Origin of the sequence: Falsiroseomonas oleicola (assembly GCF_019029495.1) — a bacterium.
Taxonomy (GTDB): Bacteria; Pseudomonadota; Alphaproteobacteria; order Acetobacterales; family Acetobacteraceae; genus Falsiroseomonas; species Falsiroseomonas oleicola.
The window spans coordinates 100841-126525 of record NZ_JAERQM010000010.1; the positions used below are offsets into that span (position 1 = coordinate 100841).

The 25685-nt window shown below is 69.6% G+C and carries 26 protein-coding genes and 1 tRNA gene; 14 read left to right on the forward strand and 13 right to left on the reverse strand.

Annotated features, from left to right (window positions below; translation table 11 throughout):
• Position 1 precedes the first annotated feature (1 nt).
• The 3 genes from JJQ90_RS24570 to JJQ90_RS24580 are packed head-to-tail and all read left to right on the forward strand — an operon-like array spanning position 2 to position 3150.
• Entirely contained in the window at positions 2 to 994 is a 993-nt protein-coding gene (locus JJQ90_RS24570; protein ID WP_216878933.1) for a D-2-hydroxyacid dehydrogenase, read from the forward strand.
• A gap of 52 nt (positions 995 to 1046) precedes the next feature.
• A complete protein-coding gene (locus JJQ90_RS24575) occupies positions 1047 to 2027 on the forward strand; it encodes a Bug family tripartite tricarboxylate transporter substrate binding protein (protein WP_216878934.1) in 981 nt (326 codons plus the stop codon).
• A complete protein-coding gene (locus JJQ90_RS24580; protein ID WP_216878935.1) occupies positions 1987 to 3150 on the forward strand; it encodes an alpha/beta hydrolase in 1164 nt (387 codons plus the stop codon). The genes JJQ90_RS24575 and JJQ90_RS24580 overlap by 41 nt, the downstream gene beginning before the upstream one ends.
• A gap of 9 nt (positions 3151 to 3159) precedes the next feature.
• Here JJQ90_RS24580 and JJQ90_RS24585 read toward each other — a convergent pair whose 3' ends face one another.
• From JJQ90_RS24585 to JJQ90_RS24595, 3 genes are read right to left on the reverse strand one after another with little or no spacing between them, the layout of a single operon-like run.
• Positions 3160 to 3732, reverse strand: coding sequence for a peroxidase-related enzyme (locus JJQ90_RS24585; protein ID WP_216878936.1), 573 nt, complete (start codon positions 3730 to 3732; stop codon positions 3160 to 3162).
• Positions 3729 to 4190, reverse strand: a complete 462-nt coding sequence (locus JJQ90_RS24590) for a CMD domain-containing protein (protein ID WP_216878937.1) — start codon at positions 4188 to 4190, stop codon at positions 3729 to 3731. Before JJQ90_RS24590 ends, JJQ90_RS24585 begins: the two co-directional genes overlap by 4 nt.
• Complete coding sequence (locus JJQ90_RS24595; protein WP_216878938.1) at positions 4187 to 5182, reverse strand: Bug family tripartite tricarboxylate transporter substrate binding protein; 996 nt, start codon at positions 5180 to 5182, stop codon at positions 4187 to 4189. Before JJQ90_RS24595 ends, JJQ90_RS24590 begins: the two co-directional genes overlap by 4 nt.
• A gap of 88 nt (positions 5183 to 5270) precedes the next feature.
• On the opposite strand from JJQ90_RS24595, the gene JJQ90_RS27570 reads away from it, so the two are divergent.
• Entirely contained in the window at positions 5271 to 6275 is a 1005-nt protein-coding gene (locus JJQ90_RS27570; protein ID WP_216878939.1) for a nitrile hydratase subunit alpha, read from the forward strand.
• Here JJQ90_RS27570 and JJQ90_RS24605 read toward each other — a convergent pair whose 3' ends face one another.
• The 3 genes from JJQ90_RS24605 to JJQ90_RS24615 are packed head-to-tail and all read right to left on the reverse strand — an operon-like array spanning position 6276 to position 8266.
• Complete coding sequence (locus tag JJQ90_RS24605) at positions 6276 to 6977, reverse strand: isochorismatase family protein (protein ID WP_216878940.1); 702 nt, start codon at positions 6975 to 6977, stop codon at positions 6276 to 6278. It lies immediately after the preceding gene.
• A 60-nt stretch (positions 6978 to 7037) separates the two neighbouring features.
• Positions 7038 to 7352 (reverse strand): quaternary ammonium compound efflux SMR transporter SugE, encoded by a 315-nt coding sequence (sugE, locus tag JJQ90_RS24610; RefSeq protein WP_216878941.1) that lies wholly within the window; start codon positions 7350 to 7352, stop codon positions 7038 to 7040.
• A gap of 29 nt (positions 7353 to 7381) precedes the next feature.
• On the reverse strand, positions 7382 to 8266 hold the full coding sequence (locus tag JJQ90_RS24615; RefSeq protein WP_216878942.1) for a bestrophin-like domain: 885 nt from the start codon (positions 8264 to 8266) through the stop codon (positions 7382 to 7384).
• A 187-nt stretch (positions 8267 to 8453) separates the two neighbouring features.
• On the opposite strand from JJQ90_RS24615, the gene JJQ90_RS24620 reads away from it, so the two are divergent.
• The 4 genes from JJQ90_RS24620 (at position 8454) to JJQ90_RS24635 (ending at position 10896) form a co-directional block, all read left to right on the forward strand.
• Entirely contained in the window at positions 8454 to 8780 is a 327-nt protein-coding gene (locus JJQ90_RS24620) for an NADH dehydrogenase ubiquinone Fe-S protein 4 (RefSeq protein ID WP_216878943.1), read from the forward strand.
• A gap of 13 nt (positions 8781 to 8793) precedes the next feature.
• Positions 8794 to 8870, forward strand: a tRNA-Arg gene (locus JJQ90_RS24625).
• Between the two features lie 225 nt (positions 8871 to 9095).
• On the forward strand, positions 9096 to 10190 hold the full coding sequence (locus JJQ90_RS24630) for an Acg family FMN-binding oxidoreductase (RefSeq protein WP_216878944.1): 1095 nt from the start codon (positions 9096 to 9098) through the stop codon (positions 10188 to 10190).
• Between the two features lie 217 nt (positions 10191 to 10407).
• Positions 10408 to 10896 (forward strand): DUF421 domain-containing protein, encoded by a 489-nt coding sequence (locus JJQ90_RS24635; protein WP_230410957.1) that lies wholly within the window; start codon positions 10408 to 10410, stop codon positions 10894 to 10896.
• Here JJQ90_RS24635 and JJQ90_RS24640 read toward each other — a convergent pair.
• From JJQ90_RS24640 to JJQ90_RS24665, 6 genes are all read right to left on the reverse strand, one after another.
• Positions 10893 to 11876, reverse strand: a complete 984-nt coding sequence (locus JJQ90_RS24640; RefSeq protein ID WP_216878945.1) for a DUF2891 domain-containing protein — start codon at positions 11874 to 11876, stop codon at positions 10893 to 10895. The two genes, JJQ90_RS24635 and JJQ90_RS24640, sit on opposite strands and share 4 nt — an antisense overlap.
• 9 nt (positions 11877 to 11885) lie before the next feature.
• On the reverse strand, positions 11886 to 13052 hold the full coding sequence (locus JJQ90_RS24645) for an acetyl-CoA acetyltransferase (RefSeq protein WP_216878946.1): 1167 nt from the start codon (positions 13050 to 13052) through the stop codon (positions 11886 to 11888).
• 17 nt (positions 13053 to 13069) lie between these two features.
• On the reverse strand, positions 13070 to 13864 hold the full coding sequence (locus JJQ90_RS24650) for an enoyl-CoA hydratase/isomerase family protein (RefSeq protein ID WP_216878947.1): 795 nt from the start codon (positions 13862 to 13864) through the stop codon (positions 13070 to 13072).
• Positions 13865 to 13933: 69 nt separating this feature from the next.
• Positions 13934 to 14608, reverse strand: coding sequence for a serine O-acetyltransferase (cysE, locus tag JJQ90_RS24655; RefSeq protein ID WP_216878948.1), 675 nt, complete (start codon positions 14606 to 14608; stop codon positions 13934 to 13936).
• 6 nt (positions 14609 to 14614) lie between these two features.
• Positions 14615 to 15616: a cysteine synthase A gene (locus tag JJQ90_RS24660; RefSeq protein WP_216878949.1), complete on the reverse strand. Its 1002-nt coding sequence runs from the start codon at positions 15614 to 15616 to the stop codon at positions 14615 to 14617.
• A 5-nt stretch (positions 15617 to 15621) separates the two neighbouring features.
• Complete coding sequence (locus JJQ90_RS24665) at positions 15622 to 16254, reverse strand: peroxiredoxin (RefSeq protein ID WP_216878950.1); 633 nt, start codon at positions 16252 to 16254, stop codon at positions 15622 to 15624.
• A 183-nt stretch (positions 16255 to 16437) separates the two neighbouring features.
• On the opposite strand from JJQ90_RS24665, the gene JJQ90_RS24670 reads away from it, so the two are divergent.
• Positions 16438 to 16866 (forward strand): VOC family protein, encoded by a 429-nt coding sequence (locus JJQ90_RS24670; protein WP_216878951.1) that lies wholly within the window; start codon positions 16438 to 16440, stop codon positions 16864 to 16866.
• Here JJQ90_RS24670 and JJQ90_RS24675 read toward each other — a convergent pair.
• On the reverse strand, positions 16863 to 18008 hold the full coding sequence (locus tag JJQ90_RS24675; RefSeq protein WP_216878952.1) for a bifunctional 2-C-methyl-D-erythritol 4-phosphate cytidylyltransferase/2-C-methyl-D-erythritol 2,4-cyclodiphosphate synthase: 1146 nt from the start codon (positions 18006 to 18008) through the stop codon (positions 16863 to 16865). The two genes, JJQ90_RS24670 and JJQ90_RS24675, sit on opposite strands and share 4 nt — an antisense overlap.
• 142 nt (positions 18009 to 18150) lie before the next feature.
• On the opposite strand from JJQ90_RS24675, the gene dusB reads away from it, so the two are divergent.
• From dusB to ntrX, 5 genes are all read left to right on the forward strand, one after another.
• Positions 18151 to 19179: a tRNA dihydrouridine synthase DusB gene (gene dusB / locus JJQ90_RS24680; RefSeq protein ID WP_230410958.1), complete on the forward strand. Its 1029-nt coding sequence runs from the start codon at positions 18151 to 18153 to the stop codon at positions 19177 to 19179.
• A complete protein-coding gene (locus JJQ90_RS24685) occupies positions 19176 to 20333 on the forward strand; it encodes a two-component system sensor histidine kinase NtrB (RefSeq protein ID WP_216878953.1) in 1158 nt (385 codons plus the stop codon). The genes dusB and JJQ90_RS24685 overlap by 4 nt, the downstream gene beginning before the upstream one ends.
• Entirely contained in the window at positions 20330 to 21790 is a 1461-nt protein-coding gene (gene ntrC, locus JJQ90_RS24690) for a nitrogen regulation protein NR(I) (protein WP_216878954.1), read from the forward strand. The genes JJQ90_RS24685 and ntrC overlap by 4 nt, the downstream gene beginning before the upstream one ends.
• A 77-nt stretch (positions 21791 to 21867) precedes the next feature.
• Entirely contained in the window at positions 21868 to 24147 is a 2280-nt protein-coding gene (locus JJQ90_RS24695; RefSeq protein ID WP_230410960.1) for a sensor histidine kinase NtrY-like, read from the forward strand.
• Entirely contained in the window at positions 24137 to 25549 is a 1413-nt protein-coding gene (gene ntrX, locus JJQ90_RS24700; protein WP_216878956.1) for a nitrogen assimilation response regulator NtrX, read from the forward strand. The genes JJQ90_RS24695 and ntrX overlap by 11 nt, the downstream gene beginning before the upstream one ends.
• Positions 25550 to 25685: the final 136 nt, after the last annotated feature.

Here is a 25685-nt window from a genome sequence, read left to right on the forward strand (position 1 = left end):
CATGCGCATCCATATCCAGAATCCACACGGCGAGAAGCTGTTCCCCGTCACTGAAGCCCAGGTCGCCGCCGCCCTGGCCCGCCATCCGGAGATCGGCCAGCCCGACATCTCCTTCGCCGATGACGATGCCGGCTTCGACGCCGCGATCGGGCAGGCGGAGGCGCTGCTGACCTGGACGCGGGTGGTGAAGGCCCGCTTCCCCGTCGGCGCCCTGCCCGGGATCGCGCCGAAGCTGAAGGTCATCGCCTGCACCTCCGCCGGCCTGGATGGCCTGGCGCCCTTCGGCTGGCTGCCGCCCGAGGTCACGCTGCTGAACAACCGCGGCGCCCATGCCGCCAAGGCCGGCGAATTCGCGCTGATGTCGCTGCTGATGCTGGCCAGCCATATTCCGTTCTTCGGCACGCAGCAGCGGGAAGAGAGCTGGACCAAGCGCTTCGGCTCGGTGCTCGCCGGCCGCACGGTCTGCATCGTCGGCCTGGGCAGCATCGGCGGCACCGCCGCGAAGCACGCCAAGGCCTTCGGCATGAAGGTGATCGGCGTGCGCAACAGCGCGACCCCGCATCCGGAATGCCATGAGGTCGTCACCACCGCCGCGCTGGACCAGGTTCTGCCGCGCGCCGAATTCCTGCTGCTGGCCTGCCCGCTGACGCCCGAGACGCGCGGCCTGGTCGACCGCCGCCGCATCGGCCTGCTGCCCGCAGGCGCCAAGGTGGTGAACATGGCGCGCGGCGCGGTCTGGGACCAGGATGCCGTCTGCGACGCGCTGGAGGCCGGCGCCCTGGCCGGCGTGGTGACCGATGTGGCGGTGCCGGAGCCGCTGCCGCCCGGCCACCGTATGTGGCGCACGCCGGGCATGCTGGTGGTGCCGCATGTCTCCTCCGACGACCCGGCGACCTATAACGAGGACACGCTGGACATCCTCTTCACCAATCTGCTGGCCATGCGGGCAGGCCAGCCGGCGCCGAACCGGGTGGACCCCGCGCGCGGCTATTGAGGAGGGCGGGCGGGCCACGTAGCGTTCCGGGTTCAGCTCCGGAGCCACCGCCATGAGCCTCACCCGTCGCAGCCTTCTCGCCACCGCGGCGATTGCCGCCACCACCCCCAGCCTGGCCCAGGCACCCGCCTGGCCGACCCGGCCGATCCGCATCATCCTGCCGGCGCCGGGCGGTGGCGGCACGGCGGACACGCTGGCCCGCATCTTCGCGCAGGAGCTGGAAAAGCGCCTGCCGCAGCCCGTGGTGATCGAGAACCGGGGCGGCGCCGCCGGCAATATCGGCGCCACGGCGGCGGCGCGGGCGGAGCCGGATGGGCATACCATCCTCTGGACATGGGCCGGCACGCTGGCCACCAATCCGGCGATGTATCGCGACATGCCCTTCGACCCGGTGCGGGATTTCACCCCCGTCATCCTGCTGGGCAGCGTGCCGAACATCCTGACGGTGAACAACGACCTGCCGGCACGCGACCTCGCCGCCTTCACCGCCTATGCCAAGGCCAATCCCGGCGCCATCAACCACGGCACCACCGGAAACGGGTCCTCGATGCATCTGGCGGCGGAGCTTTTCGCCTCCCGCACCGGAACGCAACTGACCCATGTGCCCTATGCGGCGCCGGCGGCGGCGACCACGGACCTGATCGCCGGGCGCATCCAGGCCATGTTCAACCTCGTCACCGGCGCCAAGCCGCTGGTCGAGGCCGGGCGCGTGCGGGCCATCGCCGTGCTGTCCGAAAGCCGCGTGCCGCAATTGCCGGATGTGCCCACCGCGGCGGAGCTCGGCATGCCGGGCCTCGCCTTCGGCACCTGGTTCTGCCTGATGCTGCCGCGCGGCGCCTCGCCCGCTTTGGTCACGCGGCTGAACGCCCTGGCCAATGAGGTGCTGGCCGACCCCGGCGCCCGGTCGCGGCTGGAAGCCGCGGGCATGGCCTTCGATGGCGGCGGCACGCCGGAACGCCTGGCGACCTATCTCCAGGAGGAGCTGGTGCGCCATGCCGAGCTGGTGCGGATTTCCGGTGCGCGGATCAACTGAGCGCGCGGGGCGCCGCCCGCGCCTTCTGGTGCTGTTCCTGCTGCTGATCGGCTGCACGGAGCGACCGGGGATGGATATCCTCACGCCCATCACGACGGCGCCGGCCGAGGCGCGCGGCGTGACGGTGCATGTCGCGACGACGCGGGAACGCCGCTCCCCCGAGGCCAATGGCTTCACCAATCGCCGTGCCCGCGACCTCAACTTCGCGGAATACACGGTCTCCGTCCCCCCGAACCACCGGCCGGGTCGCATCGAATGGCCGCGCATCCCGGCAGATCCGGCGGTGAGCTTCGCGCCGCTGCGGGACCGCGTCCTCGGCCGCGACGATTTCGAGGCGGCGCTGGCGGGCCGGGGCTGTGGCGAGGCGGCGGCGAATACCCTCGTCTTCGTCCATGGCTACAACACCAACTTCCCGGAGGCGCTGTTCCGGGTGGTGCAGATGGCCCACGACACGGACAACCGGCTGATCCCCATCCTGTTCGCCTGGCCCTCCGATGCCGCCACGCTGGGCTATGTGGCGGACCGGGATTCCGCGATCTATTCGCGCGACTATCTCGCCGATCTCCTGGCGCGGCTGACGCAGATCTGTCCGCGCGGGCAGATCACGCTGGTCGGGCACAGCATGGGCGGCTGGCTGACGGTGGAGGCGCTGCGCCAGCTTCGCCTGGCCGGCCGTGACGCGGTTCTGGCACGGCTGCATGTCGCCCTGGCCTCGCCGGATATCGATATCGACGTGTTCCGGACCCAGATGCAGGTGATCGGCCCGCTGACGCCGCCGATGACCGTCCTGGTCTCCCGTGACGATCGCGCCTTGTCCGTCTCCAGCCAGTTGTCCGGCGCGCGGCAGCGGCTGGGGCTGGTCAATGTCCATGACCCGGAGGTGCAGGAGGCCGCGCGCGCCGCCCAGCTCAACATCGTCGATATCTCCGGGCTCGAAGCCTCGGACAGCTTCAACCACGATCGCTATGTGAGCTTCGCCGGGGCCTATGCCCGCATGGCGGCGACCGGGCGGATCACGCCCGGCGCCGGCCTGCGGCAGGCGGGCGCCTTCATCTTCAACACCGTCGGCACCGTGATCGCCAGCCCCTTCGTCGCGGTCGGGCAGGCGCTGGCGCCGGAGTGAGGGGCGCCTCTACATCACCCGCGGCAGCAGCGGGTCGCCGAGGGTCAGCATCAGCCGGTTGGCATTGGCGAACATGGCGATGCCATGCAGCAGGTCGAGGATTTCCAGGTCGTCCAGCCCCACCGCGCGCAGCGGCGCCAGATGGGCCGCGGTGACGACGCCGGGGTCGCGGGTCAGCGCCTCCGTCACATCCGCGATGGCCTTGCGGCGCGGGTCGGGCTCGGCGGCCCAGCCTTCCTCCAGGATGCGCTGCATCGCCGGCTCGTCGCCGCTGAGCTCCACGAAGCGCTTGGCATGGACCGAGGTGCAATAGACGCAGCCATTCACCATGGAGACCACGGCGGTGGCCAGTTCCCGATCCGCGCGGTCCAGCCCACCCTCGGCATACATGACGATGTTGAACAGCGCGCCCCGCTCACCCAGCGAGCCGGGGTCATGGGCGAGGGTCAGGAAATAGGTGGAGCGCCGCACGGCCGGCGGGCAGGCATCCAGCGCCGCAAGCTGCGCGGGCGTCGCGGTTTCCGCCTTCACGGGTTCCAGCCGAGGCCGCCAGCCGACGGGCTTCATGGTGAAGCGGGTCATGCGGCCTTCTCCTGCTGCATCGCCCGCAGCCCGGCCAGCATCCGGACCTGGTAGGGCACGAAGGCGATGAGCTGGGTCGCCGCCACGATGTCGCGCGGGGACAGGCCGAGCGCCGCCAGCCCGTCGATATCGGCCTTCGCCGTCGCCTCCGGCGTCATCGCCACCTTCTCGGCATAGGTGAGTAGCGCATCGAGGCGGGGGGAGGGGTCCACCGCCCCGGCCAGGGCCTCGTACCGCGCGGCCAGCGCCGCATCGCCTTCCCGCGCCGCCACATGGCAAGCGAGACGCGCACGCTCCGCCCGGCTGATGCCGCCCGGATCCTCGGGCAGCACCAATTCGCGAAAGGCGCCCTCCGCATGGCGAAGGGCTTCGGGGCGGCGGCGGCGCAGCACGCCCAAGGGGCTGTCCGGCGCGATGCCGAGCAGGTCCTCGATCAGGTCAGGTGGCAGGTTTGTCATTGCACCAGGATATTGCCCCGGCTCACGACATCGCGCCACCGCTCCAACTCCGAACTGACCAGCGCGGCATATTCCTCCGGCGCATTGCCCTGCGGCGTGGTGCCGCGTTCGGCGAGCTGCTGGCGCAGCGTCGGATCGGCCAGGGCCTCGCGCGCCGCCGCCGCCATCCGCGCCACCACGGCGTCGGACGCGCTGCGATGCGTGTGCAGGCCGAACCAGGCCTCGGCGGCAAAGCCAGTCATGTTGAATTCGTCGCCGAGTTCGGCCAGGGCGGGCACATCGGGCAGGTCCGGCAGGCGGCGCGGCGCGGTGACGGCCAGGGCCTTCACCGTGCCGGCACGAATCTGCGGCAGGGCCGTGGTCAGGTTGTCGATGAAGCTGTCCACCTCCCCACCCATCACCGCCACCATCCCCGGGCCGGCGCCGCGATAGGGCACATGCTGCATCGGCGCGCGGGCGAGCTGGGCGATCAGCTCCCCGGTCAGATGGGTGGAGGTGCCATTGCCGGCGGAGGCGAAGTTGCGTTCGTTGGGCCGCGCCCGGGCGTCGCGCAGGAAGCTGCGGACATCGCCGGGCACCTTGGCGGCATTCGCCACCCAGACATTCGGCACCGTGACCATCAGCGTGACCGCCCGGAAATCCTCGATCGGGCGATAGGCAAGGTTGCGGTACAGCGCTGGGCCGATGGCGTGGGAGGCGATCTGCGAGACGAACAGCGCATGGTCGTCACCCTCCCGCGCGAAACGGCCGGCGGAGGTGGTGCTGCCGGCGCCGGGCTGGTTTTCCACCACCACGGCGCGGCCAAGCCGATCGCGCATCGCCAGCGCCACCATGCGGGCCACGACATCGGTCGTGCCGCCGGGCGGGAAGGGCACGATCAGCCGCAGGTCGCGCTGCGGCCAGGCCGGCTGGGCGAGAGCGGGGGCGGCAAGTGCCGCGCCGGCGGTGGCCAGCAGCAGGCGGCGCCCGAACAGGTTTTTCCGAAGGGTCATTCCCATCTGTCTCCCAGTTGTATTTCAGCCACGTTGACGTGGACGGCGCGTCATGTCGAGGCTTGGGCGACGCATCCGGGACAGAGCCATGACCACGCTGCCGCAGGACCATCCGCCCCATGACGCCGGCGGCCGCTTCGACGGCCCCGTGATGCGGGAGGAGCATGAGGCGGCGCATTGGGAGAAGGAGGCCGATGCGATCCGCATGCTGCTCGCCGGCCACCGCCTGTTCACCACGGATGAAAGCCGCCGCATGCAGGAACAGCTCGATTCCGCGACCTATTGGGCGATGCCTTATTACGAGCGCTGGATCCTCGCCTTCTCCAGCCTGCTGATCGAGAAGGGGACGCTGCCGGAGGCCGCGTTGCTGGCCGAGGAGGCGCGGCTGCGCGCCGAAGGGCTGGACCGGGTGGAGGGTGCGCCAGCGGGGCATCACCACCACCACGATGACCATGACCACGACCATGACCACGACCATGACGAGGATCACCCCTATCAGGAGGATCACGACGCGGCGGAGACCGTGCTCTCCCCGCTGCGACTGCGCGGCATGGCGGTGCGCAACCTGCTGCTGGCCAAGGGCATCCTGACGCCAGGGGAAATCCGGGAGGAGATCGCGCGGATGGATGCGCGGGGCCCGCATAACGGCGCCGCCCTGGTCGTGCGTGCCTGGACCGATCCGGATTTCGCGCGGCGCCTGGCGGAGGATGCGGTGGCTGCGGCGGCGGAGCTTGGCCTGGATTCGGCGGGCACCAAGCTGGCCGCCTTGTTCAACACGGCGCAGCGCCATCACCTGGTCGTCTGCACCCTGTGTTCCTGCTACCCGCGCAGCATCCTCGGCCGCCCGCCGGCCTGGTACAAAAGCCGCGCCTATCGCGCCCGCGCGGTGCGCGACCCGCGCGGCATCCTGGCCGAATTCGGCACGACGCTGCCCGAGGGGACCGAGCTGCGCGTGCACGACAGCAATGCGGAGCTGCGCTACCTGGTGGTGCCCGCGCGCCCGGCGGGCACGGAGGGCTGGGACCCGGCGCGCCTCGCCACACTGGTGACGCGCGATTCGATGATCGGCGTCACCCCGGCGGCCAGCCCCTGACTATTCCGCGGCACGCGCGAGTCCGAACCGCGCGCGCAGCTCCCGTTCGACATAATCCAGGCTCTCGACATCGGCGAACTTCATGTCGAGGTCGAACAGGTTTGCCTTGTGCGCGCTCGGGCTGCGGTCGCCGCAGGCCTGTTCCACCAGCACGACGCGGAAATTATGCGAGAAGGCGTCCATGGCGCCGGCCCGCACGCAGCCGCTGGTGGAAATGCCGCAGATGATGACGGTGTCGACCTCGTCATAGCGCAGGAAGGCCTCCAGCGGCGTGGCGAAGAAGCAGGAGGGCTTGTTCTTCATCACCACCCGGTCCTGTTCCCGCGGCGCGTAGGCGGCCGGCCATTCATCGGCGCGGGGGTCGCGGCTGTACTGGAAGTCTCCGGCGGTGCCGAGCTTGAGGTTCCAGATGCCGCGATAGCTGGGATGGGTGCGGTCGTCGCGGCGGCTGTAATAGATCGGCAGGTCGAGTTCCCGGAACAGCGCCGTCAGTCGTTCCAGTGCGGCCAGCAGCGCCGGATCCTCCCGCCCGCATTGGGAATAGGCGGGGTCGACGAACATGTAGGTGGTGTCGATGTTCAGCAGCGCCGGGCGGCGGCCGATGCCGATGCGGCGCGCGAAGCCGCCCTTGCGATAGGTCTCCAGCTCCTCATCCGGCACGAAGCCGCGCCATTTCTCCAGCTTCTCCAGCGGTTCCGTCATGATTTCCTCCTGGGATACAAGGCCACGGTCGCGGTGGCGGCGGGAGGCGTCAAGCGGCGTTCAACTGGCGAGCTTCAATGTGACGATGCCGCCCACGATCAGCGCCACGCCGGCCAGCCGGCCGAGACTCGCCGGTTCCCCAAGCAGCCAGATGCCGAGGATGGCGGTGCCGACGGCGCCGATGCCGGTCCAGATGGCATAGGCCGTGCCGATCGGCAGCGTCTTCAGGGCCAGCGCCAGCAGCCAGAAGCTGGCCGCCATGCAGGTGACGGTGAGCAGGGAGGGCACCAGCCGGGTGAAGCCATACGTGTGCTTCAGCCCCATCGCCCAGCCGATCTCCAGCAGACCGGCACCGATCAGGTAGATCCAGGCCACCTTTCCAACTCCGCCATGATGGCAGGGTCTTACGGCGCCGGCGGCGGCAGGTCATCCCCGGCAAGACGCGTGGCGTCCTCCGCCGCGAGGGGTGGCGGCTGTGCCACCATCAGCCCGCGACGGATCGTCGCCGCCACCTCCGCCCGGTGGATGATGCTGTGCATCAGCGTGCGATAGGGCGCCGGGGAGACCGAGATATTACCCCGGAAGGGCTGGTCCATCAGGAAGACGAAGGCCACCAGCGCGCCGACGCCGGAGGCCTGGATCGCCAGCACGCCGAGCACATGGCGGCGCGCCGGATACATCGTGCCGCTGGCGATCAGCAGCAGCATCAGCAGCTTGATGAGGATCCAGAAGGGCTTGGGCAGCCCGTCCGCGGCATGGCTCAGCCGTTCCTCCCGCGCCGTGTCCAGCCCATCGATCTCCTGCAACAGGTCCTGGGCCAGGACATCCGACATCGTCGCGGCGGCAGCATAGACGGCGTGTTCCAGCGCCTCCGCCAGCTTCTGCGTTTCCGGATGGCGGCCGCGATCGGCCATGCCGGGGAACTCATCCTCCGTGATGCTGGTCAGATAGGCGCGGATGCCGGTCTGGAGCGGGGCGGCCGGCGGGCCCAGCCGGTCCGCCAGCCGCGCCATGCCGCTGATCGCCGAGACCTCCGCCGAGACCAGGCGCTGCGAATCGCTCTGCTGGGTGCGGGCCTGGATGGCGCAGAAGGCCAGGGTGAGCGTCAGGGCCGAGACCACGGCGGCGGTGCTGCGCAGCGCCATGTCCAGATGGTCCTTGCGGTCCGGCAGGTTCAGATGCGGCGCGATGGCCGCGCAGGCCCCCGCCGCAAGCCCCGCCGAGGCCAGCATGAAGACCGCATAGACCGCGATATCCGGCAGTTCATAGAAGGCGATCAGCAGAGGCATGGCGTGGCGCGGCCGGAATGGGTGCGGGGCAAGGCGGCCTCCTTTGGCGAGGCGCCAGTATCCGGCCTGCTTTCTTGACCAGGGGTTAGCGACCGGGGTTGGCGCGGGCAGGGGTCGCGGCAGGACGTCGCGTGATGTATAGGAAAGCCGCAGAACACCGCCCCTGCCGAGGGAAGACCGCCGCCCCATGTCGCGCGACAGCCAGATTGCCCGCATCCACCGCCAGCCCAAATCCGCCATGCAGTCCGGCCGCGCCGGGGCCGGGCAATGGCTGCTGGAATTCGCCCCGGGCGAGAAGAAGCGGCTGGACCCGATGACCGGCTGGCCCGGATCGGGCGACACCCAGGCCCAGGTGAAGCTGCGCTTCGCCACCGCCGAGGCCGCCATCGCCTATGCCGAAAGCCGCGGCTGGACCTATGAGGTCGCGCAGCCGCCGGTGGTGCGGGCCGACATCAAGCCGAAGGCCTATGCGGACAATTTCAAGTTCGGCCGCAGCGAGAACTGGTCGCACTGACGGCGCCGGCTTTGCACCCGTAGCTCAGCTGGATAGAGCATCGGATTTCTACTCCGTGGGTCGGGGGTTCGAATCCCTCCGGGTGCGCCATTTTCTCTATTCCAGAACAATAATGGCATCCCAAAGCCGGTTTTCGGCGCGGCTTAGACGTCGAGACCGCTGGTCTGCCGGGAAATTCATAATTGAATAATCTGAAACACGTGACGTCGTGATCTGACGGGAGTAATTTCAATTCCAGGCGTTTTCATCGTATAACGCGCGACCGTACCGGTCATCGTTGATCGTTCCGATCGCTTCGAAAAGATCGGCAACCAGATGAACAGGCGTTCTTTTCTTGCCGGCGGGGCCGGGCTGGCGATTGCTGGTGTCGGGGCAGCATTCTTCGTGCTCCGGGGCATGGGCTCCATGGAGGAGTACAATGCCTCGATTGCCGCGACGCGGGCGGCATTGAGGCAGGCGCCAGAGACAAACGATCTCATTCGCTACGCGACGCTCGCGGCCAACAGCCACAATACGCAGCCTTGGCGGTTCAGGATCAGCGCGGGCAATATCGAAATCCTGCCCGACATGGCACGGCAGATCGGAATCGTCGACCCGGACAACCACCATCTTTTCGCCAGCCTCGGCTGCGCGGCAGAAAATCTGGCCATTGCCTGCGGTGCGCGCGGAAGGCCGGGCGCACTCCGCTTCAACCCGGCGGAAAACGGTTCCATCATCTTCGCCACCGGAGGCGAAGTGCCGGCAGAGCCGATGTTGTTCAACGCCATTCCGCAGCGCCAATCGACCCGTGGCGACTTCGACGGCAAGCCTGTCAGCACCGCCGATCTGCGAAGTCTTGTCACGGCGGCGGCGATGCCGGGCGTCGATCTGGTTCTGCTCACGGATCGGCCGCAGATCGAGCGGGTCCGCGATCTGGTCCTTGCCGGGAACAGCGCGCAGTTGGCCGATCCGGCCTTCCTGCATGAACTGAAGGCGTGGCTGCGCTTCAACCCTCGGCAGGCCATGAGGGCCGGCGACGGTCTGCTCAGCGCCTCCTCTGGAAATCCCTCACTGCCCTCCTGGCTCGGGCCAATGATGTTTGATCTGGCTTTCAAGGCTGAAGCCGAGAACGAGAAATACGCCAGGCAGTTTGCGTCGACAGCCGGGGTCGCGGTCTTCGTGGCCCACAAGGACGACCGCGCGCATTGGGTGCTTGCTGGCCGCGCATGCCAGCGTTTCGCGTTGCAAGCCACCGCCCTCGGTCTCAAGCATGCCTTTATCAATCAGCCCGTTGAAGTCGCGAGCCTGCGGCCTGAGCTGGCGACACTGGTCGGGCTGCCTGGGCGACGCCCCGACATCGTCATGCGCTTTGGCTACGGCCCTTCGCTTCCCTACTCGGCGCGCAGGCCCGTCGAAGCCGTCCTCGCGTGAAATGGCGACCTGGCCGGCTAGCCCCGCCGGACCGCGACATCGAGGACCGCATGCGGATGTTTGAGGCGATCGCCGCCATGCCAGGGCTGGCGTGATCGCCGGGGATCAGATCCTGCGCCTTCTGGCTGGGCGCCAGCATGGAACTCGCGGGACAGCGCCCCGTTGGCCACCACATCGACCCGCCCGCGACAATATCCCACTGGCCAAGGAGGATCGCATGAATTGGTCAGGGATGTTCTTTCAGAACTGGGAGGGGATCGCCCGCACGGTGACGGTCGGCATCCTGGCCTATGTCACGCTGATCCTGTTCCTGCGCATCTCGGGCAAGCGGACGCTGGCGAAGCTGAACGCCTTTGACCTGGTCGTCACCGTGGCCCTCGGCTCGACCCTTTCCGCCATCCTGCTCCAGGAATCCGTCGCCCTGGCGGAAGGCATGGTCGCGCTCGGCCTGCTGATCCTGATGCAGTTCCTGGTGACCTATGTCTCGGTGCGCAGGGCGGGCTTCGCGAAGCTGGTCCGGTCGGAGCCCGCCTTGCTTGCCCGTGACGGCGCCTTTTGCGACGCGACGATGCGGCGCGAGCGCATCACCCGCGACGAAGCCCTGAGCGCCATCCGCGCCTCCGGCGGTCGCGGGATCGAGGATGTGTCATCGCTCATCCTGGAAAGCGACGGCACGCTGAGCGCCGTCTTCGGGCGCGCGGCCTAGCCTTCCTCCTCCAGTGCCAACGTCGCAAAACTCGCCAGCCAATGCGCGCCCATATAGTGCCCGTCGAGATGCGGCAGGCTGGCCGCCAGATGCGCCGCCGCCGCCATCCGCATGCGTACCGCCCGCGGATCGCCTTCGGGCAGCGTCCTGGCCAGGCGGCGCCAGGCCCAGGCGCGGGACAAGTTCAGCCCATCCAGATGCACGATCCTCCCATCGCTGCGATCCGCCACGCGGGCCGGGGTGAACAGGGTTACGGGCGCGGCCTGCGCCAGATGCGGCAGGAAGCCCTCGAACCAGGGGGCGAAATCGGCCGGTGGCAGCAGCGACGCCAGACAGACCGCCTCGGTCAGGGCAGGGGAGAGAAAATCCTCACCGGAGGGTTCCCAGGCCTGGCAGTCGCGATCGGCGCCATACCAGCGCCGTGCCGTCTCTCGCAGCAGCACCAGCAGCGCGGGGTCGTGCAGCGCCGCCCAATCCGCCGCCAGGGTCAGGGCGAAGGCGGTGTTGCTGTGGACGCCGCTGCGGATGGGGTAGTCGGCGCGCGGCAGATGCGCCTGGAAGCGTGCCGCGAAATCCCCGGCCAGCGGCGCCAGCACCGAATCCCAGCGCGTGCCGGCCAGCGCCGCATGCAGCTTCAGCAGCCAGGCCCAGCCATAGGGCCGCTCGAACCCACGGGAGGCGGGGCGGGCGAGATAGGCGCGCTCGGCCTCGGCATTGGCCGGGGTGAAGGCCGAGTCGAAGCGGGCGGCGATGGCGGCGGCCTCCGGCATGTCCGGAAAGCGGGCCAGCAGCCGGGCGAGCATCCAATGGGCATGCACGCAGGAATGCCAGTCGAAGCTGCCATGGAACATCGGATGCAACTCGGAAGGGCGGCGCAGATCGTCCGGCCCCTCCAGCACATGGTCCAGCTTCTGCGGCCATTCCTGCGCCACATGGCCCAGCGCGATCCGCGCCAGGGCGCCGGCCTGATCGGGGCCCATCCCGCGGTGCTAGCCCAGCCGCTCCAGGATCGAGCAGTAATTCGCCACCGCCGCCCCGCCCATGTTGAACACGCCGGCGCGGTCGGCCTTGGGCAGTTGCATCTCGCCCGCTGTGCCGGTGAGCTGCATCGCCGCCAGCACATGCATCGAGACGCCCGTGGCCCCGATCGGGTGGCCCTTGGATTTCAGCCCGCCGGAGGGATTCACGGGCAGCCGCCCATCCTTGGCGGTCCAGCCTTCCAGCGCCGCCCGCGCCCCTTGCCCCTCGGGCGCCAGGCCCATCGCCTCGTATTCGATCAGCTCGGCGATGGTGAAGCAATCATGGGTTTCGACGAAGGACAGGTCGGAGAGCGCCAGCCCCGTCTCTGCCAGGGCCTGTCCCCAGGCGGCCCGGGCGCCCTCGAACCGAACAATGTCGCGGGCGGCGATGGGCATCAGGTCGGTGGTCTGCACCGCGGCGCGGAAGTGCACCGCCTTGGCCATGCCGCGCGCGGTCTCCTCATCCGTCAGGATCAGCGCCGCGGCGCCATCGCTGACCAGCGAGCAGTCGGTGCGCTTCAGCGGCGGTGCGACGAAGGGATTTCTTTCAGATTCAGCGCGGCAGAAGGCGAAGCCGAGATCCTTCCGCATCTGCGCATAGGGATTCGATACACCATTCCGGTGGTTCTTGGCGGCGATCACGGCCAGCGCGTCGGACTGGTCGCCGTGCCGTTGGAAATAGCTTTCGGCGATGCGCCCGAAGACACCCGCAAAACCCGCCGGAATCTCACCCTCATCGCGGCGGTAGGAGGCGCCCAGCAGGATGTCGCCGATCTGCGCGCCCGGCGTCGCCGTCATCTTCTCCGCCCCCACCACCAGGGCGAATCGGCCGCGCTTGGCCGCCAGGAAGTCGAGCGCGCCATGGATGGCGGCGGAGCCGGTGGCGCAGGCGTTCTCATACCGCGTGGTCGGCTTGAAGCGCAGCTCCGGCAGGCTTTGCAGCAGCAGGCTGGCGAAGAAGTCCTGTTTGGAGAAGCCGCCATTGAAGACGCCAACGAAGGCCCCGTCGACCTCCGCCGCGCCGATCCCCGCATCCTCGATGGCCGCCCGGGCCACGCGGCCGAACAGGCTCTCGATATCCGGGTCGTCCAGCTTGCCGAAGGGGGTATGGGCCCAGCCGACGATGCAGGCGGTCATGGCGGTGTCTCCCTAAATCACATCATCCAGCTCGGCTTGCGGCGCTGCTTGAAGCTGGCGATGCCTTCCTCCGCCTCCGGGCTGGCGGCGCGGCGGGCGAAGCTCTGGGCGCCGGCCTCGGCATAGGCCGGGGGCGCCACGGGGCCGAGGGCGGCGAGCAGCGCCTTCGTCTCCGCCAGCGCGCCCGGGGCGCCCTGCAGGATGTCGGCGATGGTCGCCTGCACGGCGGCCTCCAGCCCCGCCGCATCGGGCAGCACCTGGTGCACCAGGCCGGTATGCGCGGCCTCCGCCGCATCCATCACATGGCCTTGCAGGCACAGCCGCGCGGCCTCGCTGCGGCCCATGCGGCGGACCAGCCAGGGCAGGATCTGCGCCGGCACCAGCCCGCGCCGCACCTCGGGCGCCGAGAAGCGCGCATCGGCGGAGGCGAGGCAGATATCGGCCGCGGTGACGAAGCCGAGGCCACCGGCATAGGCCGCGCCCTCCACCGCCGCGATCACCACCTGCGGCAGTTCGGCGATGGCGTTGAAGCGCGCGCCGGTCTTCTGGTTGCGGGCATGCTGGCGGACCAGCTTTTCCTCCGGCGTTTCCACCGCACCGACCTCGGTCAGGTCGAGCCCCGCGCAGAAATGGCCGCCGGCGCCGGACAGAACCAGGACGCGGGCGGAGGTGTCGTTCTTCAGCTCCGCCAACAGCACGTCAAGCGCCTCCACCAGCGCCTGGCTCATGGCGTTGCGGCGATGCGGGCGGTTGAGCACGGCACGCACCACCGGGCCGTCCCTGGTGACCAGAACGGGGTTTTCCTCGGTCATGCGTCTCTGCTCCCTTTGCATTCGTGCGGGGCGAAACTCCGCCCGGCGCGCGGGGTCGTCAAGCCGGGCTCAGACGCCCTCGCATTCGCCCTCGGGCTGCTTGGCGCGAAGGGCGGCGAGTTCCGCGCGCAGCGCCACCATCTCCGCCCGCAGGGACGCCAGTTGCTCGCCCACCGGGTCCTCATCCACCGCCGCGCTCAGCCCGTAGCCGATCGAGGGGTCCTGGCAGGGCTGGCCGCGCGGCGGGCGGGCCGGGATGCCGACCACGGTGCAGCCGGGCGCCACCGGCGCCACCACCACGGCATTGGCACCCACCCGTGCGCCGCGGCCGATGCGGATCGGCCCCAGCACCTGGGCGCCGGCGCCGACCGTCACATGGTCCTCCAGCGTCGGATGCCGCTTGCCGGGCTGGCCGGAGAGGCCGCCGAGGGTGACGCCGTGATAGATCAGCACGTCATCGCCGATCTCCGCCGTCTCCCCGATCACCACCCCCATGCCGTGGTCGATGAACAACCGCCGGCCGATCCGGGCGCCGGGATGGATCTCGATGCCGGTCAGCCAGCGCGCGAGGTGCGAGGAAAAGCGTGCCGCCGCCGGCAGGCGCAGGCTCCACAGCGCATGCGACAGCCGGTGCCAGAGCACGGCATGCAGCCCGGCGTAACACAGCATCGCCTCCACCCAGCTTGGCCGCGCCGGGTCCCGGGCGCGGATGGTGCGGGCCAGCTCGATGATTTCCAGCGCCATCGGGGGTCACTCCAGCCAGGGCGGCGTGGGCAGGCCACGCTCGCGCAGGAAGGCGGGGTTGAACAGCTTTGATTGATAGCGCGCGCCGCCGTCACACAGGATGGTCACCACGGTGTGCCCCGGCCCGAGGTCGCGGGCGACACGGATCGCGGCGGCCACGTTCAGCCCGGCGCTGCCGCCGACCGAAATGCCTTCCTGCGCCTGCAGGGCAAAAACCTGTTCGAGCATCTCCGGATCCTCGATGCGGATGGCGTCGTCGATCAGGTCCCGGGCCTCGGCGAGGTTGCCGGGGGCGCGGGCGGCCTGGCCGATGCCTTCGGTGATCGAATTGCCCTCGGCGCGGGGCGTGCCGGTCTTCACCCAGTCCAGCAGGCCAGAGCCGCCGGGATCGGCCAGCACGATCCGCACATCCGGCTTCCGCGCCTTCAGGGCGCGGGCGATGCCGGCCAGCGTGCCGCCGGTGCCGCAGGCGCAGGTGAAGGCATCCACCTTGCCGTCGGTCTGGTCCCAGATCTCGGGGCCGGTGGTCGCCTCATGCGCCGCGGCATTGGCCAGATTGTCGAACTGGTTGGCCCAGACCGCGCCCAGCTCCTCCGCCAGCCGCTTCGAGACATGCACGTAGTTGCCGGGATCGCTGTAGGGTTTTGGCGCGACCAGCCGCAGATCCGCGCCGATCATGCGCAGGTAGTCCAGCTTTTCCCGGCTCTGCGTTTCAGGCACCACGATCACGCTGCGCCAGCCCATGGCATTGGCGGCCAGCGCGATGCCGATGCCGGTATTGCCGGCCGTTCCCTCCACGATCGTGCCAGGCTCGAAGGGCACCAGCTTTCCCTCCGCCATGGCGGCGGAGAGGATGCCGATGGCGGCGCGGTCCTTCACGCTGCCGCCGGGGTTCATGAACTCCGCCTTGCCGAGGATCTCGCAGCCCGTCGCCTCCGAGGCGCGGCGCAGGCGGATCAACGGCGTGCGGCCGACCGCACCCCAGAAGCCGTCCGAGACGCCGGACATCGCGGTCAGGCCTTCACCTCGACCCAGCGAAGATAGGGCCGCTCCGCCTCCCACCCCTGCGGGAACAGCGCCTTGGCCTGTTCGTCCGGGATCGAGGGCGGGATGATGGCGCGATCGCCCGGGCGCCAGTTCACCGGCGTCGCGACTTTCTTCCCATCAGTGAGTTGGAGGCTGTCGATGACCCGAAGAATCTCGTCGAAGTTGCGGCCGGTGCTGGGCGGATAGACCATGAACAGCCGCACCTTCTTCGCCGGGTCGATGACGAAGACGGTGCGCACGGTGATGGAGGGATCGGCCTCCGGATGCACCATGCCGTAGAGGGCTGCGACCTTCTTCTCCGGGTCGGCGATCATCGGGAAGTTCACGGCATGCCCCTGGGTCTCGGCGATATCCGCCTCCCACCCCGCATGGCGGGCCAGGTCGTCCACCGACAGGCCGATGACCTTCACGCCGCGCTTGTCGAATTCCGGCTTGAGGCGGGCCGTCTCGCCGAGCTCCGTCGTGCAGACGGGGGTGAAGTCCTTCGGGTGGCTGAACAGCACGCCCCAGGAATTGCCGAGCCATTCATGGAAGTTGAGCACCCCATGGGTCGTGTCGGCGGTGAAATCCGGGGCCACCTGGCCGAGTTGGATGGTCATGGCGTCACCTTCTTGTTCGTCCAAGGGCCGCTGCAAGGCAGCCTCAACTGGACGATAAGGGCATTTCGGAGGCGGATTCCAGCGGGGTCGCGGAGGCGTTTCCGCGCCGCACGGCATCGTGCATGCTCGGCGCGCATGGCCGCGCCGCTTGTCTTTCCCTGGCGCCGCCAAATGGAGACGGAGATGGCTGCGGTGCCCATGGATCAGGGAAAAATATTCAGCGAGCAAAATGTCGTCTGGCTCTATACCGACGACCTGGACCGCCTGGCCCAATTCTACGGGGAGGTACTTGGCCTGCCGCTGGTGATGGACCAGGGCATCTGCCGCATCTTCCAGGTCAGCCCCACCGGCTTCCTCGGCGTCTGCAACAAGGCGGACCGGCCCCGCGGCACCAGGGGCATGATGTTCACCTTCCTGGTCCAGGACCTGGACACCGCCTATGCGCGGCTGCTGGCGCGTGGCGTGGTCTTCGACGGGCCGCCGGAGTTGTCGGGCGGCGGGATGGTCTATTCCTGCTTCCTGCATGACCCGGAGGGCTACTGGCTGCAATTGCAGGAGTTCCGCGACCCGCGCTGGCCCTATCCGGCGGGGCGCGGCCCGCGCGCGGCTTAAGTCGGCACCAGCAGGCACACCGCCGCCTGCGCCGCGATCCCCTCGCCACGGCCCGGGAAACCCAGGCGTTCGGTGGTGGTCGCCTTCACCGAAATGCGGTCGAGCGGCACCTCCAGCAGCGCCGCCAGCCGTTCCCGCATCGCCGTCGCATGGGGGGTGATCTTTGGGCGTTCGCAGATCAGCGTGACGTCGGCATTGGCCAGCACCCCGCCGCGGGCGGCGATGCGGCCGGCGGCGTGGCGCAGGAAGCGGGCGCTGTCGGCGTCCTTCCATTGCGCCTCGCTGGGCGGGAACCAGCGGCCGATATCGCCCTCGGCCAGCGCGCCATAGATGGCATCGCACAGCGCATGCAGGCCGACATCGGCGTCCGAATGGCCATCCAGCCCCATCGGGCCGGGGATGGTGACGCCGCACAGCACCATGGGCCGGCCGGCGACCAGGCGGTGGACGTCGAAGCCGGTGCCGATGCGGGGGAGAAGGGGCGGGGTCAGGGCGGCCTCCATGCGGGCCAGATCCTCCGGCCAGGTGATCTTGATGTTCTGCTCGTGCCCCGGCAGCAGGGCGACCGCCAGCCCGGCGGCCTCCAGAAGCTGGGCGTCGTCCGTGGCCTCGGCCGTCGCGGTGCGATGGGCGGCGAGCAGGGGGGCGAATCGGAAGGCCTGGGGGGTCTGGGCGCGGAACAGGCCGGCGCGGGGGACCGTCGCCTGGATCAGCCCGGCCTCGCCGCGCTTCAGCGTATCCGTCACCGGCTGGGCCGGGATGGCGCCCGGGTGCCTCTCCAGCGCCGCCAGCAGGGCCGGCACCGTGCCCGGCGGCACCACCGGCCGGGCGCCGTCATGCACCAGGACGAGCGCCGGCGGATCGCCGGCCAGAGCCTCCAGCCCCGCGCGCACGCTGGCCTGGCGGGTGGCGCCGCCGACGACCGGGGGCAGGGTGGGCAGGCCCTCCAGAATCGCCGCCACCATCGCCAGGCTGTCCGACGCGCAGACGGGCAGGATGGCGTCCACGCCGCCGTCGCGCAGCAGCGCCTCCGCCGCATGGCGCAGCACCGGGCGTCCGGCGAGAGACAGATATTGCTTCGGCCGGTCGGCGCCGAAGCGGCTGCCGCTGCCGGCCGCCATCAGGAGGGCCACAGATGTCATGCGTTCAGGCTAGCCGAAGCCGCGCGCCCGGCCCATCCTGGGACGGCCGGCTCAGGACAATGCCGGAATAAGTGGCAGATCGGCGTGGGGCTGCATGGATCGCATTGCCTCCGGGCCTGTCGGCCTCTACCTTGCCCAAATCATGAGCATGACAACCCCTTCGCCTCGGCTGCGCCCGATTGATCTCGGCGGCGCGACGATCCAGATGCCGGTCATCCTGGCGCCCATGTCCGGCGTCACCGACCTGCCCTTCCGCCGCCTGGCGCGTGCCCTGGGCACCGGCCTCGTGGTCAGCGAGATGATCGCCTCCAACGCCATGGTGCGGGAGAATCGGACCACGCTGAAGATGGCGGAGGTGGATGGGGAAGGGGCCTCCGTCCAGCTCGCCGGCTGCGACCCGGCGGTGATGGCGGAAGCCGCGAAGCTGGTGGTGCAGCATGGCGCGGCCATCGTCGACATCAATTTCGGCTGCCCGGTGAAGAAGGTGGCGCTCGGCCAGTCCGCCGGCTCCGCCCTGATGCGGGACGAGATCGGCGCGGCGCGCATCCTCGAGGCGGTGGTCAAGGCGGTGTCCGTCCCCGTCACCCTGAAGATGCGCATGGGCTGGGACCACCAGTCGCTGAACGCGCCGAAGCTGGCGCGCATCGCGCAGGAGAGCGGCATCCGCATGGTGACGGTGCACGGCCGCACCCGGCAGATGTTCTACAACGGCACCGCCGACTGGGCCTTCGTCGCCCAGGTGAAGGCGGCGGTGGACCTTCCCGTCATCGTCAATGGCGACATCCTGACGCCGCAGGATGCGGCGGAGGCGCTGCGCCAGTCCGGCGCCGATGGCGTGATGATCGGCCGCGGCTGCTACGGCCGCCCCTGGCTGCCGCGCCAGGTCGCGACCTATCTCCAGACCGGCGTGCTGCCGGAGGAACCCAGCCTGGTCGAGCAGTACGAGACGTTGCTGGCGCATTACCATGCCATGCTGACGCATCACGGGCGCGACCCGGGCATGCGCCTCGCCCGCAAGCATGTCTCCTGGTATTCCAAGGGCCTGCATGGTTCAGCGGAATTCCGGTCTGAGGTCAACCGGACGGATTCGGTGGAGGCGGTGCTGGCGTTGATCGACCGCTTCTACCTTCCCCTCATCGAGGGCGGCCATGAGGCCCGGCTCGCCGCATGAGGGCCACCGCCTTGACCCGCGCTGCCCGGGCGCTGCGCCTTCCGGTGCCCGCCGCGCCGGTCCTCCCGCCGGATGCCATCGCCGTGCTCGGCGCCCTGCCCATCGCCGCGGTGGTGCTGGATGCGGAGGACCGCTTCCGCTTCGCCAATCCCGCGGCCGAACTGTTCTTCCAGCACTCCGCCGCCTCCCTGCGCAGCTATTCCCTGCGCGACATGCTGCCGCCGGATCACCGGCTGTTCGCCATGCTGGCCCAGGTGCGCGCGCATGAGGCGCCGGTTTCCGACCATGACCTGGCGCTGGAAAGCCCGCGCCTGCGCCGGCTGGGCGTCGCTGCCCATGGCGCGCCGCTGCCCGAGGTGCCGGGCAGCGTGGTGCTGACCCTGCAGGATGGCTCCACGGCGCAGATGCTGGACCGGCAGCTGAATTTCCGGGGCGCGGCGCGCAGCGCCTCCGCCATGGCGGCCATGCTCGCCCACGAAGTCAAGAACCCGCTTTCCGGCATTCGCGGCGCCGCGCAGCTTCTGGAACAGGGCGCCAGCGAGGGCGACCGGGAATTGTGCCAGCTCATCCAGGACGAGGTGGACCGCATCCGCAACCTGGTGGAGCGGATGGACATGTTCTCCGACCGTCCGGTGGCGCAGGCGGAGGTGAATATCCATGAGGTGCTGGACCATGTCCGCCGCATCGCGCTGTCCGGCTTCGCGGCGCATCTGAAGATCGTGCAGGACTACGACCCCTCCCTGCCGCCGGTCTGGGGCAACCGGGACCTGCTGGTGCAGATCCTGCTGAACCTGGTGAAGAACGCGGCGGAAGCTGTTGATTCAAGGAATGGCGAGATCGTGCTGACCACCGCCTACCACCACGGCGTCCGCATCGCCGTGCCAGGCAGCCAGGAACGGGTGGACCTGCCCCTCCAGGTCATCGTCCGCGACAATGGCCCCGGCATTCCGGATGTCGTCCGTGCGACGCTGTTCGAGCCCTTCGTCACCACCAAGCGGGGCGGGCAGGGGCTTGGCCTGGCGCTCGTCGCCAAGCTGGTGGGCGACCAGGGCGCGCTGATCGAATGCGACAGCCGTCCCGGCCGCACCGCCTTCCGCCTGTCCCTGCCCCTGCCGCCCCCCACACCCCGCCGCCTGCCCGGAGTAGCCGCATGAGTGACGCCGCCGCGGTCTCCGCCACCACCCGCACCATCCTGATCGCCGATGACGACCGGGCGATCCGAACCGTTCTGTCGCAGGCACTTGGCCGGTCCGGCTACCATGTGCGCGCAACGTCTTCCGCCGCCACCCTGTGGCGCTGGGTGGAGGATGGGGAGGGTGACCTGGTCATCACCGACGTCATCATGCCGGATGAGAACGGGCTGGACCTGGTGCCGCGCATCCGCCGGGTGCGGCCCGATCTGCGCGTGGTGGTGATGTCGGCGCAGTCCACCTTCTCCACAGCCTTGAAGGCAACCCAACGCGGCGCCTTCGATTACCTTCCCAAGCCCTTCGATTTGAAGGAATTGTTGGCGGTTGTCGGGCGCGCTTTGGCGGCGCCGAGCCAGCCCTCGGTGGCGGATGCGGATGAGCCGGAGGAGAGGCTGCCGCTGGTCGGCCGCTCCGCCGCGATGCAGGAGATCTACCGGACGGTCGCCCGCCTCACCACCACCGACCTGACGGTGATGATCACGGGCGAGTCCGGCACCGGCAAGGAGTTGGTGGCCCGCGCCCTGCACGATTACGGCCGCCGGCGCGGTGGGCCTTTCGTCGCCATCAACATGGCGGCGATCCCGCGTGAACTGATCGAATCGGAGCTGTTCGGCCATGAGCGTGGCGCCTTCACCGGGGCGCTGAACCGCGGCGTCGGCCGCTTCGAGCAGGCGGCCGGTGGCACGCTGTTCCTCGATGAGATCGGCGACATGCCGCCCGAGGCGCAGACCCGCCTTCTGCGCGTTCTCCAGGAAGGCGAATTCACCACCGTCGGCGGCCGCCAGCCGATCAAGGCCAATGTCCGCATCGTCGCCGCCACCCATCGCGACCTGCGGCAATCGATCCGCGGCGGCATGTTCCGCGAAGACCTGTTCTACCGCCTGAACGTGGTGCCGATCCGCCTGCCGCCGCTGCGGGAGCGGCTGGAGGATATCCCGCTGCTGGCGCGCCACTTCCTGGAACGCGCCCGTGCCGCCGGCCTGCCCCAGAAACAGCTCGACCAGGGGGCGATGGACCGCCTCAAGCAGCATGCCTGGCCGGGCAATGCGCGGGAGCTGGAAAACCTGATGCGCCGGATGGCGGCACTCTATCCGCAGGAGATCATCGGTGCCGATGCCGTGGGCGCCGAACTGGCCGAGGCCGCCGCCGTGCCCGAGGAAGGCCCGCGCGCGCCGGAGACCCTGGAACAATCCGTGGAACGCCACCTGACCGGCTTCATGTCGGCGCATAAGGACGGCATGCCGATCCGCGACCTGTATGACCGGGTGCTGGCGGAGGTGGAGCGGCCCTTGCTGAAGCTGGCACTGTCGGCCACGCGCGGCAACCAGATCAAGGCGGCGGCCATGCTCGGGCTGAACCGCAACACGCTGCGGAAGAAGCTGCGGGAGCTGGATCTGCCGGTGGTCCGGGGCCTGCCCTGATCCCAGACCTGACCCAATGCGCGTTTTTCCGCGCCGGCACGCTTTGGTCCCTGGCGGGCCTGGGATAGATGCGGGGCATGGGACTGGGCTGGCGCCGAATCGGTGACCTTTTTCTGGGTCGGGTGACAACCTTCGGCCTCGCGGTCACGGCCGTGCTGCTGGGGATTGCCACTTTCGTGCTGCTGGCCGGCGGCAGCCCCTTCGGGCCGACCAGCCCGGGGCAGATCGTCTTCGTGGTGCTGCTGAATGCCGGGGTGCTGCTGCTGCTGGCCGGCTCCCTGGTCGCCCGGCTGGTGCGGGTCTGGGCGGAACGGCGGCGCGGCAGCGCCGGGGCGAGGCTGCATGTGCGGCTGGTGCTGCTGTTCGGCGGTGTCGCCGTGGTGCCGGCGCTGATCGTCGCGGCCTTCGCCGCCGTCTTCTTCAACCTCGGTATCCAGGCCTGGTTCAGCGACCGTGTGCGCTCGACGCTGGAAGCCTCCCTCGTCGCCTCCCGCGCCTGGATGGACCAGCACCGGGACGAGATCCGGGTCGATGCCCTGGCCATGGCCGCCGACCTGAACCGCGCCGCCCAGGTTTTCCTGCCCGACAACATGCCGGCCTTCGAGCGGCTGCTGGCGACCCAGACCTCGATCCGCGGCCTGACCGAGGCGGTGGTCTTCGAGCCGACGCTGGGCCGGGTGATGGCCGCCGCCGGCTTCACCCCCGGCGCGATGATCGAACCTCCCCCCGGCTGGGCGCTGGAACAGGTGCGGCAGGGGGAAGTGGCCGTGGTGCCCGGCGAATCAGATGCCCGGGTGCGCGCCGTGACCAGCCTCGACATCCCGCCGGGCCTGCTGCTGCTGATCGGGCGGCCGCTGGATGGCAGCGTGCTGGACCACATGCGCACCACGGAGCTGGCCTTCCAGGAATACGACCAGCTCGACCGCAATCGCGGCAGCCTGCAGATCACGTTTGCTCTCATTTTCGCCTGCGCGGCCTTGCTGGTGCTGCTGGCGGCGGTGCTGGTCGGGCTGGTTTTTGCCAACCAGATGGCGCGGCCGATCTCCCGCCTCATCACCGCCGCCGAGCGGGTGCGCGCCGGCGACCTGGCGACGCGGGTGGAGGAGGGGACGCAGGATGACGAACTCGCCAGCCTCTCCCGCGCTTTCAACCGCATGATCAGCCAGTTGTCGGCCCAGCGGGGCGAGCTGATGGCGGCCTATCGCCAGATCGACGAACGCCGCCGCTTCACGGAAACGGTGCTGTCCGGTGTTTCCGCCGGCGTCATCGGGCTGGATGCGGAAGGCCGCATCAACCTGCCCAATCGCAGCGCCAGCGAATTGCTGGGCGTGGACCTCGATGCCGCCATCGGCCTGCCGCTGGCCCGCGTGGCGCCGGAATTCAGCACCCTGGTGGCGGAGGCGCGGGACCAGCCGGACCGTGCCCGCACCGCCGAAATCCCGATCGGCCCACCCGCCCATCGCCGCAGCCTGATCGCCCGCATCGGCGCGGAGGGCCAGCCCGGCCGGGTCACCGGCTTCGTGCTGACCTTCGACGACATCACCGAATTGCAGTCGGCCCAGCGCAAGGCCGCCTGGGCCGATGTGGCCCGGCGCATCGCGCATGAGATCAAGAACCCGCTGACCCCCATCATGCTCTCCGCCGAACGCCTGAAGCGCAAATACCTGAAGGAGATCTCCAGCGACCCGGAGACCTTCCGGACGCTGACCGACACCATCGTGCGCCAGGTCGGCGATATCGGCCGGATGGTGGACGAATTCTCGGCCTTTGCCCGCATGCCCCAGCCGGTGATCCGCCCCGATCGCCTGGACCAGGTGGTGCGGGAGGCGCTGGTGCTGCAGCGCGGCGCGCATCCCGAAATCCGCTACGACACCACCATTCCGGAGGACCTGCCGCCCTTGCCCATGGATCGCCGCCTGATCGGCCAGGCCCTGACCAACCTGCTGCACAACGCCGCCGACGCCGTGGCCTCCGCCCCCCGGGCGGAAGGCGAGATGGGCGTGATCGGACTGCGGGTGGAGCCGCGCGGCGAGGATATCGCCGTGCTGGTCGAGGATAACGGCATCGGCCTGCCGGAGGGCGAGGAACGGGCGCGGCTGACCGAGCCCTATGTCACCCACAAGGTGAAAGGCACCGGCCTCGGCCTTGCCATCGTCAAGAAGATCATGGAGGACCATGGTGGCCGGCTGGAGCTGGAGGACCGGCCCGATGGCCCCGGCGCCCGGGCGCTGTTGATATTGCCGCGCGTGGTGCCGAAGGGCGCGAAGGACTCGGGCGCGGTTCCGCTACAAGCACGAGAGGACACGCCTGTGACGGGCGCAGCAGCGGGACGCGACGGGGCTGACCATGGCGCATGATATCCTGATCGTCGACGATGAGCCGGACATCCGCGCCCTGATCGAGGGCATCCTGTCGGATGAGGGCTATCAGACGCGGCAGGCGGCCAATTCCGACCAGGCGATCGCCGCCTTCAAGGCGCGACGGCCCTCGCTGGTGATCCTGGACATCTGGCTTCAGAACTCCCGCCTGGACGGCCTCGGCATCCTGGCCGCGCTGCATGGCGAGGAGCCGCGCGTGCCCTGCGTGATGATCTCCGGCCATGGGACCATCGAGACGGCGGTGCAGGCGATCCAGAACGGCGCCTACGACTTCATCGAGAAGCCGTTCAAGTCGGACCGCCTGCTGCTGGTGATCGCCCGCGCGCTGGAAGCCTCCCGCCTCCAGCGGGAGAACAGCGAGTTGCGGCTGCGCGCGGGGGGGGAGGCCGACCTCGTCGGCATCTCCGTGCCCATGACCCAGCTTCGCCAGGCGATCGACCGCGTGGCGCCGACCGGGTCGCGCGTGCTGATCAGCGGGCCGGCCGGTTCGGGCAAGGAAGTCACGGCGCGGATGCTGCATGCGCGGTCGCGCCGGGCCGATGGCCCCTTCGTCGCGCTGAACTGCGCCACCCTGGCGCCGTCACGCTTCGAGGAGGAACTGTTCGGCGTGGAAGCCGGCAGCGATCCGGCGGGCCAGCCGCGCCGCGCCGGGGTGCTGGAACGCGCCCATGGCGGCACGCTGCTGCTGGACGAGGTGGCGGACATGCCGCTGGAGACCCAGGGGAAGATTGTCCGGGCCCTCCAGGAACAGGGTTTTGTCCGTATCGGCGGGGCGCAGCGGGTGACCGTGGATGTGCGCGTCATCGCGACGACGAATCGCGATCTGCAGGCGGAGATCGCCGGCGGGCGGTTCCGGGAGGATCTGTACTACCGGCTCGCCGTGGTGCCGCTGAAGATTCCGCCGCTGCGGGAGCGGCGGGAGGATATTCCGGCGCTCGCCCGGCATTTCATGAAGCGGTCCGGTGACACATCCGGCATGGCATCGCGCGAATTGTCCGAGGACGCGCTGGCGGCGATGCAGGCCTATGAATGGCCGGGCAATGTGCGGGAATTGCGCAACCTGATCGACTGGCTGCTCATCATGGCGCCGGGCGATGCGCGGGAGCCGATCCGGCCGGACATGCTGCCGCCCCATGTCGGCGCCTCCGCCCCAGCGGTGCTGAAGCTGGATCGCAGCTCGGAGATCATGACCCTGCCGCTGCGCGAGGCGCGGGAATTGTTCGAGCGGCAGTATCTGGAGGCACAATTGCTGCGCTTCGGCGGCAATATCAGCCGCACGGCGGCCTTCGTGGGGATGGAACGCAGCGCGTTGCATCGTAAGCTGAAGTTCCTGGGCGTCCACGCCGAGGACCGCGCGCCGGCGGCAGCGGCGGGCGGATAGACCAACGTCAAACAAGAGATTCGCAACCTGCGGCCTTGGCCACTTTGCCAAGGCCGAGCGGCCGGACGGCCGCCGCGGCAAGTGCCGCGAAGCCCAGCGGCCGTAGGCCGCGCCCGGCGTCTGAGGGAAAGCAAAG